Source organism: Gammaproteobacteria bacterium, assembly GCA_032250735.1.
Classification (GTDB): domain Bacteria; phylum Pseudomonadota; class Gammaproteobacteria; order SZUA-152; family SZUA-152; genus SZUA-152.
The window spans coordinates 59094-78783 of sequence record JAVVEP010000007.1 but is presented as its reverse complement, the minus strand read 5'-3'; the positions used below and the strand labels follow the sequence as shown (position 1 = coordinate 78783).

Sequence of the window (19690 nt, the reverse complement as noted above, 5' to 3'; positions counted from 1 at the left end):
ATCGGTTACCGAACTTTCCGCATAGACCACTAGTTAACGACCTCGTTAATCACCAGTTCAACTCTTTGCCCGGCATTAACATCCATGGGCTGCGACACCGCCTGCAGGTCGCCCGGCTGAGGCATGGCATTACCGCTCTTGGAGATACGTGCGCCTACCACCACCTGCTGAAAGCTCGACAGTTTCATTGAGGGATTCATTGCCATGGAATCATCCAGGGTAAACTCCAGCGGCAGGTCCTTCACTGTTTTACGCACAATCGCCAACGGCATGCGTGGACCGGTCGCTGCGCGCGCATAGACAAACAGGGTATCCCCCACAGCGGCCTGCAACATCAAAGACTCATCCAGATGCACGACGCCGGAGATACTCGGGCCAGCCACACTTGCAACCTGCTCCACCCCATCCACCGGCAAGCCCAGCTTCTGCTGAATCTCACCGATATTTTTCTGCATCTGCTGGTAGTTTTCCGAGCCCTTGGGGAAGATCTCCAGCAACCGCTGCCAGTATCCCAGGGTGGCCTCAAAATTTCCCGACTGGTAGGTCGCGGTACCGGCCAACCACAATGCCTTCTGGAATTTTGGCTGAATCGCCAGAGCCTTTTTCACCAGCTCATACGGCTTGCCCGCCATGTTGCGGCCATTGGCCATAGCCAGCGCATCGGCATAATCCGCCAACAGCTCCGCATTGGAATCCTGCTGCAAGGCAGAGGCCCGCGCAAAGGTTTCTGCGGCAGCGCCGTACTGCTTAAGGAAATAGTAGGAACGTCCCAGCATGGTCCAGCCTTCCGCATCATCCGGGTTCTGCTGCAGATGATCCTGCAGCTTGCGCACCTGCTCCTCCAGAGTGCCTTCATGCCCCTCTGCCTGCACCTGTGGGCGCGCATCTTCGGGATGCAGGCCCGCCTCGCCCGAGCCCAGCATATTGTAAATCGTCACCGCCAAAATCGGGATCACTATTGTAATCACCACTGCGGCAGAGCGTCCGATAACGCGATCCATCGGCGTCAGCGGCGCTTCCGGTGCTGCATTGTTATCCTGCAGGAAACCGCGTTCCAGATCGTGTTTCGCCATATCAAACTGCTCTTGCGTCAACACCCCCACTGACAGGTCGCGCTCAAGCTCCATCACCTGGTCCTTGAAGATGGTGAGATTCAGTTCGTCGCGATCAAACGTATCTTCACTACGCTGTCCGCGCTGAATCAGCGGCGGCAACAAAAACAACAAGGCCGCGGCAATCAACAATGCGGCAACTAACCAAAACACCATCATGACTTATCTTCCTTATCTTTTTGTGCGGCAGCTTGTTGCTCCGGCTCGGATGCCAGCAATGCCTTGAGTCGTTCGCTTTCTTCCGCAGACAGGTCTCCGTCAGCAGTCACCAGTGTTGTGCGCTTGCGCAAATTAATCACCAACACCGTCAGACCGATCAGCAACAACAGAAAAGGCCCGGCCCACAACAGCACCGTGCTCGGCTTCATGGGTGGACGATAGCGCACAAAATCGCCGTAACGCTGCACCATGTAATCGACAATTTCTTCCTGTGTCTGGCCACGCTTCACCATCTCGCGAACCTGATTTTTCAGGTCAACGGCCAGCTCGGCATGTGAGTCCGCAATCGTTTGATTCTGGCAGACCAGGCAACGCAACTCCGCCGAGATCTCGTTGACGGTCTTCTCCATCTCCGGGTCCATCGCCATAGGCGCGGCCTCTTTGGCGACACTCAGCGGTGCAAGCATCACCAACGACACAAACAGGGACAGTCTAATAATGTTTTTCAACGGGCTCATACGCAACCCTCCACCGTGTCACGGGTAACCACCTGCTGCGCCGAGGCCTGCTGAAGTTTCCTTACCAGCGGCAACACGCAGTCATCGAGTGCGTCGGGTGTCACCGGGCCAATGACCTTGTGGCGGATAATGCCCTGCTTGTCGATCACAAAGGTTTCCGGCACACCATAAACGCCATAATCAATACCGACCTTGCCTTCATAATCAATCATGCTGGCGACATAAGGATTGCCCAGCTGTTGCAGCCACTGCTTGCCCTCACTTGGCAGATCCTTATAGTTCAAACCATAAATAGGCACTATGTTGGCGCGCGACAGCTGCACCAGCAATGGATGCTCGGAACGGCAGGCCACACACCATGAGGCCCACACATTCAGCAGCCACACCTCACCAAGCATATCCTGGGTGGAAAAATGCGTTTCCGGCGCGTGCAGCTTTTGCAGACTGAAAGTCGGTGCCGGTTTATTGATAAAAGGGGATGGCACCTCCCGCGGATTAAGATCCAGCCCCTTTAACAAAAATACCGAAACAACCAAGAACACCACCAGGGGCACGATATAACGCAACATCTTTACTGTTCCTCTTTCGCCAGCCGGGCAGTGGCGACCTGTTGATCGGTGGTCTTTTCCTGCACCTTGCGCCTGCGTGAAGCGAGCCGATAACGACGATCACTGACGGCAAACATTCCGCCGATACCCATCAACACGGTGCCGCCCCAGATCCAGTTCACAAACGGCTTGTAATAAACACGCACACTCCAGGCACCACCGCCCACCGGTTCGCCCAGCGACACATACAGATCACGGAACAGACCGGAATCAATACCTGCCTCCGTCATCGGCATGGTCTGTACGCGATAGACCCGCTTTTCCGGGAACAATACGGTCTCGGTTTTACCGTCCACGGTGACCAGGATCTGGCCGCGATTGGCCGTATAGTTTGGCCCCTCTACCTCGGTTACACCGTCAAAACGGAAGGTGTAATTACTCATGACGACGGTATCACCCACCTCCATGCGCATGTCTTTCTCGACTTCATAACTGTTCACCATGGTGACGCCCATAATGAAGACGCCGACACCGACATGCGCGACATTCATGCCGATATAGGATTTTGGTAATCCGGCGATGCGTGACAGCAAACCTGCGCTGGAATTTACCGCCGTTTTTCCAAGGCGTTCATTCACGCTGACCACGATGCTGCTGAAAATCCAGAAGGACAGGGCAAAACCCAGACTGGTGAGCGCAAACCATTCACCCATCAGCAACGGCGTAATCAATGCCATCACCAGACTCACCGCCGCCGCCCATTTCATACGGCTGGCCATATCGGGGAGACTGGCCTGTTTCCAGCGGGCGATGGGACCCAGTCCCATGAGGAAAATCATCGGCGCCATCAACGGGAGAAACACGGTATCAAAATAGGGCGGGCCCACCGAGATCTTGCCCATGTCCAGGGCGTCCAGCAACAGGGGATACAGGGTGCCCAGCAGCACTGCGCCCGCCGCCACCACCAGCATCACGTTATTGGCCAGCAAAAAGCTTTCGCGCGAGACCAGGCCGAACTTTCCGCCCAGACCAACCTTCGGCGCACGCCAGGCAAACAGGGTCAGCGAACCGCCAATCACAATCACCAGGAAGGCCAGAATGAAGATGCCGCGCTCGGGATCAGTCGCAAAGGCATGCACCGAGGTCAGTACGCCGGAACGCACCAGGAAGGTTCCCAGCAGGCTCAGCGAAAAGGCAAAGATCGCCAGCAACACCGTCCAGTTTTTGAAGCAGCCGCGTTTTTCGGTCACCGCCAGCGAATGCACCAGCGCCGTGCCCACCAGCCAGGGCATGAACGAGGCGTTTTCGACCGGATCCCAGAACCACCAGCCACCCCAGCCTAACTCGTAGTAGGCCCACCAGCTGCCCAGCGAGATACCCAGGGTCATGAATATCCAGGCCACCGTGGTCCAGGGCCGCGACCAGCGCGCCCAGGTGGCGTCCATATTTCCACCCAACAAGGCGGCGATGGCGAAGGCGAAGGCCACCGAGAAACCCACATAGCCGGTGTACAGCATGGGCGGGTGAATAATCAGACCCGGATCCTGCAACAGCGGATTGAGGTCTCGACCATCGAGCGCCGCAGGCAACAGGCGGTCAAAGGGATTCGAGGTAAACAGCATGAACATGATGAAGCCGACGGAGATCAACCCCATCACGCCAATCACGCGTGACACCATATCCAGCGGCAGGTTACGCGAAAAGCGCGATACTGCGAGGGTCCAGATTGCCAGCAACAGGGCCCACAGCAGTAACGATCCCTCATGCCCGCCCCAGATGGCGGCGATACGATACTGCACCGGCAACATGGAATTGGAAACGGTGGCGACATACTTCACCGAAAAATCGTTATTGATGAAGGCGTACATCAGACAGCCAAACGCCACTACCACAAAAATGAACTGTATCTGGGCCGCCGGTCGCGCAATCTCCATCCAGGAGCGCATACCCGTTTGTGCGCCCGCGATGGAAACCACCCCCTGCACCAGCGCGACGCAAAGCGCCATGATGAGCGCGAAATGTCCGATTTCTGGAATCATATTTTCAATCCTCGTTTAAGCTTCAGCTGATGGGCGTGTACTGGGTACCGCGTAACACCGTCCCTGATTTAGCACTCACCCTATGCCCCTGGGAGGCTTAGGGGGTTATCGTACCGGTGGCCTGGTTGGCCTTTTCACCCTTCTCCAGCATCGCCGCCACTTCCGGCGACATGTAATTCTCATCATGCTTGGCCAACACTTCACTGGCCTTGAACATACCGTCCTCCATCCTGCCCTGGGCCACCACACCGGTGCCTTCCTTGAACAGGTCAGGCAGGATGCCGGTAAACGCCACCGCCACGGTTTTGACATTGTCGGTCACATCAAAATGGACGGTCAGACCATCGTCCTGTCGTTTCAGACTACCTTCGACCACCATGCCACCCAGCCGAAAGGCCTTTTCATTGGGTATATTGCCGGCCAGTACATCGGTGGGGCTGATATACAGCGCCAGATTGCTATTCAGGGCGTTGAGCACCAGGCCCGCCGCCACGGCCAGGCCTGCCAGCCCCACCAGAATAAATGCCATGCGTTTATGCCGTGTTTTCATCACTACTCCCATGCATCCGTTACCACTGGATGCGTATCAACTGTGTATCAACCTGCGATCTGTATCTACTAACAAGGCGCATGGAAAGGATACCCTTCAATCAAGACCGTCAGCAGCATGATGACTCAATAATATCTCAACACCACCATCGCTATTGCGAATTGCCCCGCGCCTCAGCCCGCACCATACGCGCCAGCTGTTTCAGGGTGGCCTTTTTGCTGCGCATCAGCGCGATCACCTCAACGACCATAAACAGGGCGGTGACGCCGTAGGACATCCAGATATAGTAGCCACGTCCACCCATGGCAAAAAATTCGCTCATTGTCTTTCTCCCGCGAGGTCAGTGACCAGCTCTTTCACCCAGACCGTCTGCCGCTCACGCTCCAGGATGGTACGCCGCACCCGCATCAACACCACCGCGATGGTATACATCCAGAAGGCGATGGTCATGATCAGCATCGCCGTGAGCATAATCGTCGCCATCTTCGGCGCCATGGTAGGACTGACCGAGGCGCCCTGGTGCAGGGTGTTCCACCACTTCACCGAGAAATAGATCACTGGCAGGTTGATCACCCCCACAATCGCCAACAGGGCGCTGGCTCGCGATGCGCGGCGCGGGTCATCGATCGCCGACTGCAGCGAGATGTAACCGATGTACAGGAATAACAGGATCAGCTCCGAGGTCAGGCGCGCGTCCCACACCCAGTAGGTACCCCAGGTGGGCTTGCCCCAGAAGGCCCCGGTCCATAGCGCGATAAAGGTAAACATGGCCCCGGTAGGGGCCAGGGCGCTGGCCATCATCTCTGCCAGGCGCACCTTCCAGGCCATGCCGATGATGGCGTAACCGGCCATCACCAGATAGATCAGCATCGACATCCAGGCGGCCGGCACATGGATAAAGATGATGCGATAGCTCTCGCCCTGCTTGTAATCCGTGGGCGCGACGAAGAAGCTCATGTACAGCCCGACCACCATCAGGACAATCGACACCGCCCAAAACCAGGGGATCAGGCGACCGGCCAGCGGATAGAAATTTTTCGGCGAGGAGAAGTAGTACCACGCGATGCTGTTCTTAAAAAGCATTGTTAAAAACCATCGTTAAAAGCCATAGTTAACACCCATTCAACTTACGCTCATTTATCATTATAAAATTCATGATGTCCGCTCGACACCCGCTCCATACACTTCTGCTACCCGCCCATTGGCCCGACGCTACTCCGCGCTGATGCGCAGCGCGGCCGAGGTGGCCAGTGGCGTCAACAGTATCGCCAGCACCAGAAAGGCGCCTAACAGGGACAGCTGCCCATCAAACGCCATCCCCGAAATCGCGGCATCCACCGCGCCGGTGCCAAAGATGAGCACCGGAATATACAACGGTAACACCAACAGGGAAACCAGCACCCCGCCGCCCCTTACCCCCAGGGTTAGTGCGGCGCCGACGGAGCCGATCAGGCTCAACACCGGCGTACCCAGCAACAGCGTCAGCATCAATAACACGATGGCATCACCATCCAGCCCCAGCTGCATACCCAGCAGTGGCGACAGCAGCACCAGCGGCACACCCGACACCAGCCAGTGGGCCAACACCTTGCCCAGCACCAGCACCGACAGCGGCTGCGGCAGTAACAGCATCTGCTCCAGGCTGCCGTCCTGATAATCGTCCGCGAACAGGCGGCCCAGCGACAGCATCGAGGCCAGCAGCGCCGCCACCCAGATCACCCCCGGGGCGATTTCACGCAACACCGCCAGCTCCGGGCTCACCCCCAGCGGAAACAGGCTCACCACGATAATGAAAAAGAACAGGGTGGTGAGGACATCCGCCCGCCGACGCATCGCCAGGGTCAGGTCACGCGCAACCATCGCACGCCAGGCATCAAACAGGCTGGTCTGTTTCATACCGCCGTCTTCACCCGGTCAAGATCGACTTCGCGGCAGGCGCCGGCACGCATCGCCACCTCCTGATGCGTGGTGTACACCACCATGCGCCCCTTCTGCAGATGCGCCTCGATCAGGCCGGCCAACTGTGTCACCGCCGCCGCATCCAGCGCGGTAAAGGGCTCATCCAGCACCCACAGCGCGGCATCACTCAACAACAACCGGGCCAGGGCCACGCGGCGTTTCTGTCCCTGCGACAGCACCTGGGTCGGCAGATCCTCCCGACCCGCCAGCCCGATCTGCCCCAGGGCTGCATAAATCTGTTCTTCTGACAGGCTCTCACCCCGCAGGGCATTGCTGATGGACAGGTTTTCAAACCCGGTCAGTTCGGACTTGATGCCGTTGTGATGCCCCAGATACAGCAGCTCGGCATGAAACTCATCCCGTTGGGTACGAATATTGTGGCCCTGCCAGAGCACCTCGCCCGCCGCCGGCTCCAGCAATCCGCACAGGGTGCGCAACAGACTGGTCTTGCCGCTACCGTTTGACCCCCGCAGGCGCAGGAGTTCCCCGCCCTGCAACTGGAAATTCAAACCGGTGAACAGGCAGTGATCGCCTCGCACGCATTCGAGATCGCGGACTTCCAACATCGAACCAATACACCCCTCTCAAGTCCGTACGGTATTTCGTCATTATGCGTTGTGTTGTGCCGACGAAAGCGGACAGCAAGCCCGTAAAAGCCGCGCAGTGTAGCATTTAAGAGACATCAAGCTCCACTCACAAGACCGCTGAATTCAACGATTTTGACCATGGAATCCACAGGGATTCCGGGGTGGAGAATCAGTCCTGGCCGGCGCCCTGCACCACCGTCGGCGCGGACAACGGCGGTGGCAGCAGGGCCTCAATGGATTCGACCAGCGCCGGCGCATCCCACTCCCGCCAGCCCTCGACCACCTTCACCAGGGTACCGTCGGGTCGCACAAAAAAGGTGGAGGGATAGACCCGCACGCCCAGCACCCCGAACACCTCGCTCAGGTCGCTGTCCAGCAGGCTGGGGAAGGTGATGCCGTTTTCGATGAGATATTCACGCACCACGTGCTCATCCCCATCCACCGACAGGCCGACCAGCTCCAGGCGCTCCTCCCCCAGCCGTTGGGCCAGGCGTTGCAGACTGGGCATTTCGTGACGGCAGGGCCCACACCAGGTGGCCCAGACGTTGATCATCAGCAGTCTGTCGGGGCTCGGTTTGAGGGTGGCAGGCTGCTGGCGCAGATCCCGCACCGACAGGGGCGGCACGCTCTCACCGATACGGATTTTCAGGGGGGGGAGGGGCTCTTCACAGGCGCTGAGCGCCGCCAACAGTATGACCGCGATCAGCCACCGCACCGCCGGGAACCACCGCCGCCAGGGCGTTAGTGTTGCTGCGACCACGATGGCTTCGGCGGCCTCGGTTCATCCTCGCCGGCCACGGTCACGCCCTCGACACGGCCCAGCTGCGCCTCCCATTCCCACAGGGCCGAACGGGCCTTGGCGAGATGGGGGTCATCGGGCGGAGAAAGGTGGATATAACTGCGCATGGCCCCGAGGGCTGCCTCGAACTCGCCCTGCCCCTCAAAGGCAATCGCCAGGCCGTAGTAGGCATTCACCTGATCCAGCTTTAGCTCCAGGGCCTTTTCAAACGCCCCGCGCGCCGGGCCGAATTCCTCCAGCCCCAAAAAGGCGTAGCCCATGTTGACATAGGCCTCCGGCATGTCCGGGGCGATGCTGAGCACGGAATCCAGCGCGGTGATGGCATAGTCGTAGCGCTTGGCATGCAACAACGAAACCGCCTGCTGAAAGCGCTCCATCACCTGCTGTTCGGCGGCGGACTGGGGCTCATTCAGGGCTCCGCGAAAGGCCTGCCGGGCCGCCTGTTCAGGGCTCAAATCAGGGCTCAAAGGGCCGCCGGCCGGCGGCCGCCCGGCCAGATGGGCCGGTTTGGAATAGCCCTGCACCCGGCTCGCGGTCGACTGCCCCTGCCAGGCAGGCAGGGTCATCAGCAGGCCGACGATGGCCACCACCGCCGCCAGCGAGACAATTGCCGTCAGCGCCTCAAAGTCGTGCCGGATTACCTGTTGTGACATTGGTTGCGGCATCACACCACCCCCTTGTGGGCAGACGGACTCAGATAGGGGGTACCGAAATAGGTGCTGAACGCCATGATGAAAACGCCGATGATGATCGCCCCGCTGACCCAGGGCTTGATCCGGTAACTGAGGCGCACATGCAGACCGATGGCCAGAAAGATCCAGGTCAGGAAGGCCGAGGTCTCCAGCGAGTCCCAGGCCCAGTAACGCCCCCAGGCGTCCTGCGCCCACACCGCCCCGGCGATCAGCATCAGGCTGTCGAAGACCAGGGCCAGCATCATCAGGCGCCAGGCCAGCTTGTCGATGATCGCATCGACCGGCATGGCGCGGAACCAGATCCTACCCCGCTCGGTGGTGCGCAGGATCATCACCCCGCCGAGACCGACGCCGGCCAGCAGCAGCGCCAGAAACACCTTGCCGACGCCCACATGGGCCCACTTCCAGACATTGTAATAGGTGGCGGGAAAGTGACTGACATCCGGTTCCAGGGTCAGCACCCAGCTACCCAGGATCCACATCACCGGCAGCACGATCACCGCGCTGGGGCGCAGGCCCGGCAGGCGCCAGTATAGGAAGGCAAAGATCAGACCCAGACTCCACATCTGGCTCATCAATAATTCAAACAGGCTGATCCACGGGCCGTGGCCGATGCGATCCCAGCGGGCAATGATGGCCACCGTCAGCAGCACCACCCCCAGCAGGATAAAGCCCAGCACCAGCTTTTCGTGCCCCCGGCTGGTCACCAGCGGGCTATTCACCGAGCGCGGCGACACGCCCCACATCGCCACCAGGGTGGCCAGCAGGTAGGCGGCGAGACCGGCCCACAGCCAGGGCTGTTCGGCCGCCATGCCATTCATGCCCGCCCCTCATCGCCATTGGCAAGCGGCGCGGCATCGACCTCATCCATCCAGGGTTTCAGATTCAGTTTGATCCAGAAAAAATGCGTCAAGCCAAGTACTCCAATAATCGTGACCCAGAACAGCCATTGTATGGTGGGATCATAAAATACGCGATAACCCATCCAGGTCGTCAGCGCCTCGTAACGCAGACGCCCCTGCTCCAGCTGCACCTCCTCACCCACCTGCAGCTCCTCCCGCCGGTCGCCGATTGTGACCACCAGGGTACCGGTCGAGTTCCGGCCGTCCAGCACCCAGGGCTGTTCCAGGGTCATGCCGGTCTGCAGCTGCAGCCAGAATTTGATCGTTTCCTCACTGCCGGGCGGCGTCCACTGATTATCCTGCTTGTACTCAAACAGCGGATACGAGGGCATATTGATGTGGCCAGTGATGGGCGCGCCCTGAATCGGCAGCCAGGTGAGAATCGGCGCAAAACCCTTATTGTGGGTGGTGTAAAAACGATAGCGCTCCAGCACCAGCGGCCGGTCGTCGCCCACGTCCCGGGTCACCACGCCCCCATCCGGCCCCGGCAGATACACCGTGCTGTGGGTCAGGCCGCGCTGCAGGCCGGCGGCATAATCCACCGTATAAGGCCCCTGAATAAAGCTGACGGCATCCAGATTACCGATATGCCAGGGGCCCTTGTTCACCTCCATGAGCGCATCTTTATGAAAGCTGTCGTTCTGGGCGAGTTCGAGATGGGCATCGAGATGGGTCAGGCGCCCCACCCCGGCCAGCAACACCGTGGCCAGCAGGCAGACATGAAATATCAGCAGGCCCGGCTGCCGATTGATGCGCGGATTGGTAATGATGGCCGCGCTCAGGTTCAGCGCCAGCAAGGCCAGAGGCACAATCAGCACCCACACCGAAACATCCACAGGATTGCCATAGCTGGCAGCGGCCCCCAGGCCCAACAACACCATTCCCAGCAGGGTGAATTTCAGCGACGCCAACAGGCGCAATCCGGACAGCATGATAACAACAAGACTCCAACGGGGTGATTCAGACCACCGGCCTGAACAGCGCGCAAAAAGTATACCCTACCCGGTACTCGCAGCGAGGCAACCGCTAATGAAAGACCCAAATCCCGGGCAATCGTTCAACACAAAACCCTTAGCCACAGAAAAATCTGCGAGCCTTGTGGGCCAAATATGGCGATGAAACAGGGATCATCGTAACATCGAAGCACTGCTGAGATTCAGCCCCACATTCTTCTGGATTTTATATGGACACTATTGCCACGCGCAAAAACGCACTCTATCTGCTGGCGCTACTGGCTGCGCTGCTCGCCATCAGTGGCTGCAGCCAGAATAAAAACTGGATCAAGGTGAACCACCCCGGTGACTATGAGCTGATTGAGATGGGCCACCAACAAGAAGGCCCGATCGTGTTTCGCCTCACCCGCGCCCATGACAGAGTTTTTTATTCCCACCCCACCGTCCTGGGCCCGACCTCTTTCAGTGTGTACCTGCTGCAACACACCGAGATACATGAGGGTGAGTCGGTACTGGACATGGGCACCGGCTCAGGCATACAGGCCATTTATGCGGCCGAAAAGGCGAGTCACGTACTGGCCATGGACATCAATGAGATCGCGCTGGATAACACCCTGAAAAATGCCCGCAAACACGGGGTAGCCGACAAGATATCGGTGCGGGGGAGCAATCTGTTTGACGCCCTTCGGGCTGCCGAGAAATTTGATGTCATCATCTCAAGCATACCCTATGCCTGGAATGAACAGACCCAGGGTAACTGGAAATTGCAGGAACGTTTTTTTCAGGCTGCGGGCAAACACCTGAACCCCACGGGCAGGATCTATTTTCTGACCGGCTCGCTGGACAACCTGTCACGGACCAAACAGCTGATTGAGGAAAACGGACTGAAGATTATGCGTATGGACATGGCCTATGCCCCCGTGCAGGAGCTTGAGCCGATCGTGTATGTGCTACAACACGCACCGGCCGCGCCGGACCAGGGTGCTGAGTAAAAGATAGTGCTGAGTGCTGAGGACTAAGTAAAAACCACACCCCAGCACTTAGTGCGTAGGGCGCAATAACCGAAGGGCATTGCGCCGCATGAAAGATCCCCCCAGGCCAGGAATGCGTTGATGGCTCTGAAAACTCACCGTAACGATCATTCATAGCGGCCCCCGACGAGATATTCGGCGCAATGCCCTTCGATTATTGCGCCCTACCGGGTCAGTGGCAGTTACTCAGCACTCTACCTAATCCTGCCTGGACAGTATCGGTTTAACATTGCCCCAGGCGATTTTCCTGTGCACATCCTCTGGCAACCTGCGTAGGGCGCAATAACCGTAGGGCATTGCGCCGCATGAAAGATTTCCCCAGGTCAAGAATGCATTGATAGCTCTGAAAATTCACCGTAACAGTTATTCATAGCGGCCTCCGACGAGATATTCGGCGCAATGCCCTTCGGTTATTGCGCCCTACCGGGTCAGCACTTATCACTTAACCTTCAGCCAGGCAAAATCATTGACCGGCTGGGCGAGGCGCCGGTCAGAGCGCAGGTGAAGCCCGCCGGACTGGGGGTCCACCGCGTAGCTCAGCAGCCGCTGTCGATCCTTGCCCAGCACCAGCAGCGAACCCTCCGCCTCGTCAAACCAGATTGCCACCGGCACCAGCGGCAGGGCCACCGTGCGTCGCTCTTCCGCCAGGGCACCAAACCCGGCCTCGATACCGTGTAGGCTCAAACTCGCATCGCCCTGGTGGGCGGCATACAGCCAGCGCCCTTCAGGATGCACCAGCAGGGCCATCGGCCGCTGGCCGGTTGTAAAGGGCGAACCCGGTATGGCCGCCAGGGCGCCGGTCTTGCTATGGATGCGGAACACCGCGATATCGTTCGAGCCGGCATTGGCCACATAGACATAATGCCCGGTCGGCTCCACCGCCAGGGCCAGCGGTTCCCTGCCGCCACTGGCGAAGGGGGAGCCGTATTTCCTGCCTTCGAAAATCAGCGGCGCCGCATTGTTCAGGTAGCGATAGACCGACACGCTGTCCGCCTGCGCATTCGCCACAAAGGCGAAGCGCGCGGCCGGGTCCAGACTCACGGCCACGGGACCCCTGCCGGTGAGGATCGGTGAGCCCTGGACCGCCTCGGGGATGCCCGTTTGCGGGTCAAGAAAATAGACCGACATCGTTGCATCACTGGAATTAGTTACGTAGAGATACCAGCCGTTGACATCGATGGCCAGATCCGTCGCACCGGACCCGGTCCGCACCCGGCCATCCGGCACCGCGCTGATCACCCCACTCCGGGCATCCACCGCCAGGGTGATGAGACTGTTCTCGGCGCTGTTCAGCGCATAGGCGAAACGCCCAGCAGGCGCGACGGCCAGGGCATCCGCACGGCCGGCGACGACCGTCCCCGGCGCAAGCTCTGCCCCTTCGAGGCGCGCCAGCGTCATCGCTTCCCCTGCGGCAATCAGCGCCGCTGGCGGCGGGGCCTGGGTTGTGGTCGGCGGGGCCACCACCAGCGACCAGGGGGACAGCCGCGTCTGCAGGCCCTCCCGGTGACGGAGCGCGCCACTGTCCGCGTCCAGGTCAAACAGGCTGATCTCGTTGCTGTCGTAGTTCGACACATAGACCTGGCTGCCGTCGGCATTGAAGGCCAGATCCACCGGGGTCTGCAACTGGGTGGAAAACGGCGAGCCCGGCACCGGCGTCAGACGCCCGCTGGCACGGTCCACGGCGTGCACGGCCACCGCGCCCTCGGCCCACAGGGTGGTCAGCACAAAGCGTCCGGAGGGATGGAAGCGTGCGCGGTAAGGATTGAACCCCACAAAAAAGGGACTGCCCTCGACCAGGCCGGGCACGCCGCTGGCCTCATCAAGACGGAACACGCTGACACTGCCCGCCGCCTTGTTGGGGGTGATGATATAGCGCCCCTGCGGATCCATATCGATCGCGTGCGGCAGACCGCCCGCCTCCGGTGGCACGTCCAGCATGCCTTTGCCGAGGTAGTCGATAGCGGCGAAGTCGCCCACCGAATAGGGCGAGCCGGACAGCTCACGCAGGCCACCGGTCCGTTCATCTATCTGATAGGCCGAGACGCTGTTGGAGTAGCCGTTGACCGCATATAAAAATTTACCCGTCGGATGGATGACCAGTTCCCGGGTACGGCGCTGGGCGGGAAAGGGGGAACCCGGCAGGGGCCTGAGCGCACCGCTGTCAGGATCAAACGAGTAGGCCCCCACCCCGCTGAAGCGTGAACCCACGTAGGCAAAACGGCCCGAGGGGTGAAAACGCAGACTAAAGGGGGAACGGGTAGCGGAGGCAAAGGGCGAGCCCGGCACCGGCTGCAGGGCGCCGCTGTCGGCATCCAGGCGAAATACCATGAGCCGATCGGTGGTGCTGGAGACCGCCACCACAAACCGGCCGGACGGGTCGATCACCACCGCGGAAGGGGCCTTGTCGATGGGCCGATGGCCGAGATGCCGCAGACGCCCCTCGCCGTCCACACGATAGCTGGAGAGGCTAAAGTCTTCCGCGTTCACGCCAAAGGCAAAGCCCGCCGCATCGGCAACGGCGCTCATCCCCAGGCCCAGTAGCAACGCCCCAACCAGCGGCGCAACCCGTGGCGCAACCCATGGCGCAAAAAGGCGCCCTAACCACTGCATGCCATTTTCTCCCGTATCGCCTTTCGGGCGGCGACCGACGCCTGGCCCGGATATTTCATACATGACACGCGCCCTCACGACGCCCTCGATTCAACGGCCCGCCTGTCTTACGGATGAATGGACGTCCCGACCAGGAAAAAGACATACCGCACAAAACCACCTCCCGCCGGTGCTGCCGGGACAGCTTATGGCATGTTGGCACAGGCCTCGCTGCTATTGGCCATCCAGGTGACCCCAGAGGCCCCATTACCGGGGGAACCGGAAGAGCCGCAGTTGGTGGGCTGCCAGTTCCCACTCACCGCAAAGCTGCGCACCTTGAGCGCGGCGCGATTGTAGTACGGCCCGTTGACATAGCCGCTGGTCGTGCCATTACGCAACTGATTACCCGTGGAGCCAAAACCACCCTCGGGACCCACATCGTTCAGGTTCACCAGGAAGGCCTTGTTCTTCCAGCCATGGGGCACCGCCACATGGCAGAGGTTACAGCGGAAATTGGTAATCCGGCTGATATGAAAGCGGTGCAGGTTGGTTGACCCGCCCATGCCACCCATGCAGCCCATGCCGCACATCCCGTCACCGCCGAAACCGCTGGCCCCGGAGCCGGCGGTGGAGGCGTATTCGTCATAGTCGTGGCACTTGAAGCACAGGTGATCTCGCGAATCGGTGTTTTCCCCGGTACCGGGGCGATTGGTGTAGTCATTGCGGTTGGAGCCCGGCACATTGCCGCTCCAGTCCCCCTTCAGCAGGAAGGGGTTGGTGGAGCCGTGCGGACCCCAGACATTACCGTTTTCATAACCCGGGCCATCGGGATCGGCGGTGCCCGTCGGGGTGTTGGAGCCGTGGCAATCGGAGCAGTACATGGTCTGGGTGCCCACCGCCGCGTTAAAGGGCGTCAGCCAGTTGTTGGCATCGGCATTACGCAGGGCCGCCGTCCGCCCGGTGTTGTCCCGCACCGGATGCCAGCTGCGGTGGTTATTGGTGTTCCAGCTGGAATCCGCGCCGCCATCGGCACCCTGGCTCACCCGCCCCTTGTGGCTGGAGGGTGAGTTATATTCCCGCGCCTGGTTGGTGTACTGGGTCATATTGTTGATGCCCGACGGGGTGGTGGCCGAACTCAAGCCCAGGGCGGGCGGGGTGTCATAGGCATAGTTGGAGTGACACTTGAGGCAGATCTGGTACTCCCGCGTCACATAGGGCTCGGTGACATTGGTGGTGCCACCGCCAAAACCGGGGGTGCCGGGATCGCCGCGCTTGATGGTGAAGCTGCTCGGCTCAATATTAAAATTGTTGGAGCTGTACACCGGCTCCACGCCAAAGGTACCGCGCAGCACGCCGGAGGCGATGTTGTTGTGGGTGGAATACGGAGTCTCAGCGTTAAGGTCGCTGATGTCGTGGGCATGGGTGCCCGCCGAGTCCAGCCCACCGGACAGGTGATCGCCGTTGAACAGCCGCCGGCGGGTGACCCGATGCGGGTTGTGGCAGTCGGTGCATTCGGCATGCCGGTTGTTGAGTGAGCCGCCCATACTGACCTTGCCCAGCGAGGCCTGGGACTCGATGAAATCCTTGCCGCGCTGTCCGGTCTCCTGAGAGTCCATGTGCACGGTACCGATGTCATGCTTTTCCACACCGGCCACCTGCTCGTCATTGGTCAACGGCATGTGGGTGGCATAGGTGCCGGTAAGGTTAAAGTCGGTCTTGATATCCGGCACTTCGGTGTTCAGCCCCTGCGAGGTGAGGGTGCCGCCATCACTCGAATGACAGGCAAAACAGGTCTCCTCAATCGCCGCGCTGCCACCCAGCTTTTCGCCGCTGACGCCGGTGGGGCCATCCACACCCTCGCGCAACAGCCGCCGTGAACCCTGCACGGTGTGGGTGTCATGACAGGTCAGGCAGGCACTCTCCCACACCGCGGTGCCGCGGGGGAACTCACGCAGATCCGCCGCGGCATCGGTATAGGTTTCGTTGGCGACGGTGTCCGTCGCATGGGCCGAGCCCACCCAGCCGTCCTTGTCGTGACAGGCCATGCAGATGATGTCGTTGGCCTCGTTAAAGGTCGTGCTGATGGGCGAGACCTTCTGAAAGCGATTCAGACGCAGGAATTTGATGTTTTTGGTCGGGTCGGCCTCGTCACGGATATGCGGGTCGTGGCAGCTATTACACTGCACCTGGCCATTATCCAGCGGGATGTGCCGCGGTACGCCCGGGGCACGATTGCCGATCTCGGGTTCGCTGGCCGGATCGCGCAGCTCACCATCCTTGAGTGCCAGGGCCGTGTCATAGGTGAACGAGATAGGATGGTCGTTGCTGAGATCGGTGCCCAGACGCCGGGTAAAACCGCTGTTCACACCCGAGTCACCGGCCGGCATGGTGCCATCTCCCTGCACACCACTCATGGTTATGGGACCTGCCGCCAGACTGCCATTCAGCACGTTTACGGCACCGATGGCGATGGTGCCGTCATGGCAGGACAGACACAGTTTGGAAATACCGTTGGGTTGATCGAGGGCAACACCCTCCAGGGTCGCATCCAGCGAGCCACTGTTATAGGTGTTGTAGGTTGCCGTAGAGAGGGAGCGATTCCATAACGGCCCCGGGGCAGCCAGGTTGGCGCCGTGCGGGGTGTGGCAAAACACGCAGATCTCGTCTTCGTCACTACCGCTCTGCACGGTACGGGCGGGCCCGCTGCTGGAGAGGGCGCCCAGGTTGTGTTTGGTATTGCGGACGTCGGAGATGCGACCCGAAGGCAGGCTGGCAGCGTACACACTCCCCAATCCGACCACGAAAACAATAAACACCAGATTGGCAAATACGGCTGACCGGTACTGCTGCATTCTGCTACCTCAAATTCCCCGAGAGCCTTCTTGAAAGTCACTCGAAACTGACCCGAAACGTGCTGGCGACACCCGAGGCAATAGCGCCTCGGAAACATATCATTACGACTGCCAGGTTTATCGTCCGTTCCGTCCAGACCTTAAACAAAAAGGGGCGAAAACGGGGGCAATAAAAATTGAATAATCAACACCTTAAGGCCATCAATTTACATTGATAGCCCATCGGAATGGCGCAGTAATTTACTGGGCGATTATTGGATGGTGGCGCTGAAGGCCAGTGCCGAGGGCACCATTTCGCTCAATACTTCCGTGGGATGGATCAGTCGTCCTTGGGCGACATCGACCTCGAAGCGAGTCAATCCGCTGCGAGAGGCGTAGCGAATGTACACAAATCGACCAGAGGGGTCAACGAGCAGCGCGGCCGGCGGATCCACCAGGGCCACTGCCGGTGCGCCCGGCCGCAGGCTGCCGTCCCGGGCATCCAGTTGCAGCAGGTGGATCCGGGGGGTGCCGGCGTCCAGCACGTACACATCGCGGCCATTGGGGCTGATGCTCAGCGCCAGCGGGCGCTCACCAACCTGGACCGTGCCGCCCTGCACCGCCTTCAGTGGCCCCCAGCGCCCCGGCATGGCATAGCTGGTGACGCTCGCGGCCTCGGCGCTGACCGCCAGACCATAACGGCCGGTGGGGTCGACCGCCAGGTCGACCGGCCCCCGCGCCATCGGAAAGGGTGAACCGTGGCGTGTCAGCTCGTAGCTCAATGGCCCATCCGTGTCGAGATAGCGATAGGCAAACACGCGGTCAGCGCTGCCATCCAGCACAAAACTCAGGCGTTCTTCGGGCGTCGCGGCCAGACGCTGCGGCCGGCTGTCCGCCGGCAGGGTCAGCTTCTCCACCTCGCGTATGTCAGCCTTTTCCATATCCAGCCGGAACACCAGGTACTGATTCGGCGCCTGGGTGATGGCGTAGAGATGGCGACCGCGGGCGTCCACGCGCAGATCGCGCAGGCTGCCTTCCAGTGCAATGGAGATTTTTTCCTGACTCAGACGGCCATCGGCGGCGATGCGCAGCACCTCGATACGCCGCGCCTCCGGGTTGCCCACAAAGGCCCACTCACCGCTGGGGTGTAGGGCCAGCTCTCCGGGCGCCGCCTGCAACGGCAACTGGTGGCGCAGCTGCAGCTCGCCGCTGTCGGGGTGCATCGAAAAACTGCTGATGCTGCGCCGCTCGGCATCGGCCAGTAGCAACCACCGGGCCGAGCGCGCAACCGGTGCCGCCCCCTCAAGGATCTCTATCTTTCGCACCCCCGGACGACCATAGAGCAGGCGCGGATTCACCAACTGCCCTGAAGCCTGCTGCACATCAAATACCGTCACGTCCATACTGTTGTAGTTAGGTGCATAGGCATGCCGGCCGGCGGCATCCAGCTGCACCGTGAATGGCGCTTCGCCGCCGGTTGCCGCCGGCATGCCCGGCAAAGCGGAGAGGGCACCCGTATCCGGGTCGATCCGAAACCCGGAGATATCGGAGCTGCCGTAATTGGCCACATACAGGTAGCGGCCGGAGGGATGCACCTGACCGGCAAAGGGCCAGATACCCGCCTCTACCGGCTTGCCGGGAACCGGGCGGAGCGCGCCACTGGCCGGGTCGATTTGCATCGCGGAGACGGTGCCATCGCGCCAATTGGCCACATACAGATACCTCCCCGAGGGATGCACCATGATTGCCTGGGGGGCGTCCCCCGTCTTGAAGGGCATGCCCTCCACCGGCGTGAGCGCTGCCTGCTCACTGTCCACCCGATAGGCGGCAATCGTGTTGGCAAAGGTATTGCCGATATAGACGCTGCGGCCGTCGGGCGTCGCATTGATAAACCGCGCCCGATCCCCATGGGTGGGGAAATTGTTGTCTTGCAGGGCCGACAGGGCGCCGCTCTGCTGATCGATGCGAAACACCATGAGGTTCTGGGAAAATCGCCCCGGCACATACAGCAGGCGCCCGTCGGGCGATACCGCCAGCTGAAACGACGAGCGCACCCCCGTGGCGATGGGGGAATCGGCAATCTCGCGCAGGGCGCCGCTACCGGCATCCACCCGATAGATAGCAATCTCATCCGTCACCTGGGAGACGGCGTATAAAAAACTGCCCGAGGGATGCAGCAACACGGTTGAGGGGCTCTTGACGGTGGGCACATGCGACAGATGTCGCAACATGCCGCTCGCCGCATCCACCTGAAAGATCGAGATGCTGCTGCCAAAATAATTGGCGCTATAGGCAAAACGGGGCGTGGCGGCGACCGAAAAACTTGCCACCACCAACAGCGTCATTACTACCAGCTGGGCCAACCTGACCCTACAGTCCAAAGACCTCATCGCCGCCACTCCGTCATCGTTTTTCGGTACA

The 19690-nt window shown here is 60.3% G+C and carries 17 protein-coding genes; 1 reads left to right on the top strand and 16 read right to left on the bottom strand.

Going from position 1 to position 19690, the window contains the following annotated elements:
* Positions 1–29: 29 nt before the first annotated feature.
* From ccmI to RRB22_06070, 13 genes are all read right to left on the bottom strand, one after another.
* Positions 30–1271 (bottom strand): c-type cytochrome biogenesis protein CcmI, encoded by a 1242-nt coding sequence (gene ccmI, locus RRB22_06130; GenBank protein ID MDT8383974.1) that lies wholly within the window; start codon positions 1269–1271, stop codon positions 30–32.
* Positions 1268–1789, bottom strand: coding sequence for a cytochrome c-type biogenesis protein (locus RRB22_06125; GenBank protein MDT8383973.1), 522 nt, complete (start codon positions 1787–1789; stop codon positions 1268–1270). The genes ccmI and RRB22_06125 overlap by 4 nt, the downstream gene beginning before the upstream one ends.
* Positions 1786–2358: a DsbE family thiol:disulfide interchange protein gene (locus RRB22_06120; GenBank protein ID MDT8383972.1), complete on the bottom strand. Its 573-nt coding sequence runs from the start codon at positions 2356–2358 to the stop codon at positions 1786–1788. The genes RRB22_06125 and RRB22_06120 overlap by 4 nt, the downstream gene beginning before the upstream one ends.
* Before the next feature lie 2 nt (positions 2359–2360).
* Complete coding sequence (locus RRB22_06115) at positions 2361–4376, bottom strand: heme lyase CcmF/NrfE family subunit (protein MDT8383971.1); 2016 nt, start codon at positions 4374–4376, stop codon at positions 2361–2363.
* A 97-nt stretch (positions 4377–4473) separates the two neighbouring features.
* Positions 4474–4926: a cytochrome c maturation protein CcmE gene (gene ccmE / locus RRB22_06110; protein ID MDT8383970.1), complete on the bottom strand. Its 453-nt coding sequence runs from the start codon at positions 4924–4926 to the stop codon at positions 4474–4476.
* 151 nt (positions 4927–5077) lie between these two features.
* Positions 5078–5248, bottom strand: coding sequence for a heme exporter protein CcmD (gene ccmD / locus RRB22_06105; protein MDT8383969.1), 171 nt, complete (start codon positions 5246–5248; stop codon positions 5078–5080).
* Positions 5245–6009 carry a heme ABC transporter permease gene (locus RRB22_06100; GenBank protein MDT8383968.1) on the bottom strand — a complete coding sequence of 255 codons (765 nt, stop codon included), beginning with the start codon at positions 6007–6009 and terminating at the stop codon, positions 5245–5247. Before RRB22_06100 ends, ccmD begins: the two co-directional genes overlap by 4 nt.
* 129 nt (positions 6010–6138) lie before the next feature.
* Entirely contained in the window at positions 6139–6822 is a 684-nt protein-coding gene (gene ccmB, locus RRB22_06095) for a heme exporter protein CcmB (GenBank protein ID MDT8383967.1), read from the bottom strand.
* Complete coding sequence (ccmA, locus tag RRB22_06090; GenBank protein ID MDT8383966.1) at positions 6819–7451, bottom strand: cytochrome c biogenesis heme-transporting ATPase CcmA; 633 nt, start codon at positions 7449–7451, stop codon at positions 6819–6821. The genes ccmB and ccmA overlap by 4 nt, the downstream gene beginning before the upstream one ends.
* Before the next feature lie 190 nt (positions 7452–7641).
* The gene (locus RRB22_06085) at positions 7642–8232 is read right to left on the bottom strand and encodes a TlpA disulfide reductase family protein (protein ID MDT8383965.1); all 591 of its coding nucleotides are present in this window, start codon (positions 8230–8232) and stop codon (positions 7642–7644) included.
* Positions 8214–8924, bottom strand: coding sequence for a tetratricopeptide repeat protein (locus tag RRB22_06080; GenBank protein ID MDT8383964.1), 711 nt, complete (start codon positions 8922–8924; stop codon positions 8214–8216). Before RRB22_06080 ends, RRB22_06085 begins: the two co-directional genes overlap by 19 nt.
* An 11-nt stretch (positions 8925–8935) precedes the next feature.
* Positions 8936–9784 carry a cytochrome c biogenesis protein CcsA gene (gene ccsA, locus RRB22_06075; protein MDT8383963.1) on the bottom strand — a complete coding sequence of 283 codons (849 nt, stop codon included), beginning with the start codon at positions 9782–9784 and terminating at the stop codon, positions 8936–8938.
* A complete protein-coding gene (locus RRB22_06070) occupies positions 9781–10797 on the bottom strand; it encodes a hypothetical protein (protein MDT8383962.1) in 1017 nt (338 codons plus the stop codon). Before RRB22_06070 ends, ccsA begins: the two co-directional genes overlap by 4 nt.
* A gap of 251 nt (positions 10798–11048) precedes the next feature.
* On the opposite strand from RRB22_06070, the gene RRB22_06065 reads away from it, so the two are divergent.
* On the top strand, positions 11049–11810 hold the full coding sequence (locus RRB22_06065; protein ID MDT8383961.1) for a methyltransferase: 762 nt from the start codon (positions 11049–11051) through the stop codon (positions 11808–11810).
* Positions 11811–12287: 477 nt separating this feature from the next.
* On the opposite strand, the gene RRB22_06060 is transcribed toward RRB22_06065, so the two are convergent.
* From RRB22_06060 to RRB22_06050, 3 genes are all read right to left on the bottom strand, one after another.
* Positions 12288–14459 carry a beta-propeller fold lactonase family protein gene (locus RRB22_06060; protein ID MDT8383960.1) on the bottom strand — a complete coding sequence of 724 codons (2172 nt, stop codon included), beginning with the start codon at positions 14457–14459 and terminating at the stop codon, positions 12288–12290.
* A 185-nt stretch (positions 14460–14644) separates the two neighbouring features.
* The gene (locus tag RRB22_06055; GenBank protein ID MDT8383959.1) at positions 14645–17290 is read right to left on the bottom strand and encodes a cytochrome c3 family protein; all 2646 of its coding nucleotides are present in this window, start codon (positions 17288–17290) and stop codon (positions 14645–14647) included.
* Between the two features lie 251 nt (positions 17291–17541).
* Positions 17542–19614, bottom strand: coding sequence for a beta-propeller fold lactonase family protein (locus RRB22_06050; protein ID MDT8383958.1), 2073 nt, complete (start codon positions 19612–19614; stop codon positions 17542–17544).
* Positions 19615–19690 lie beyond the last annotated feature (76 nt).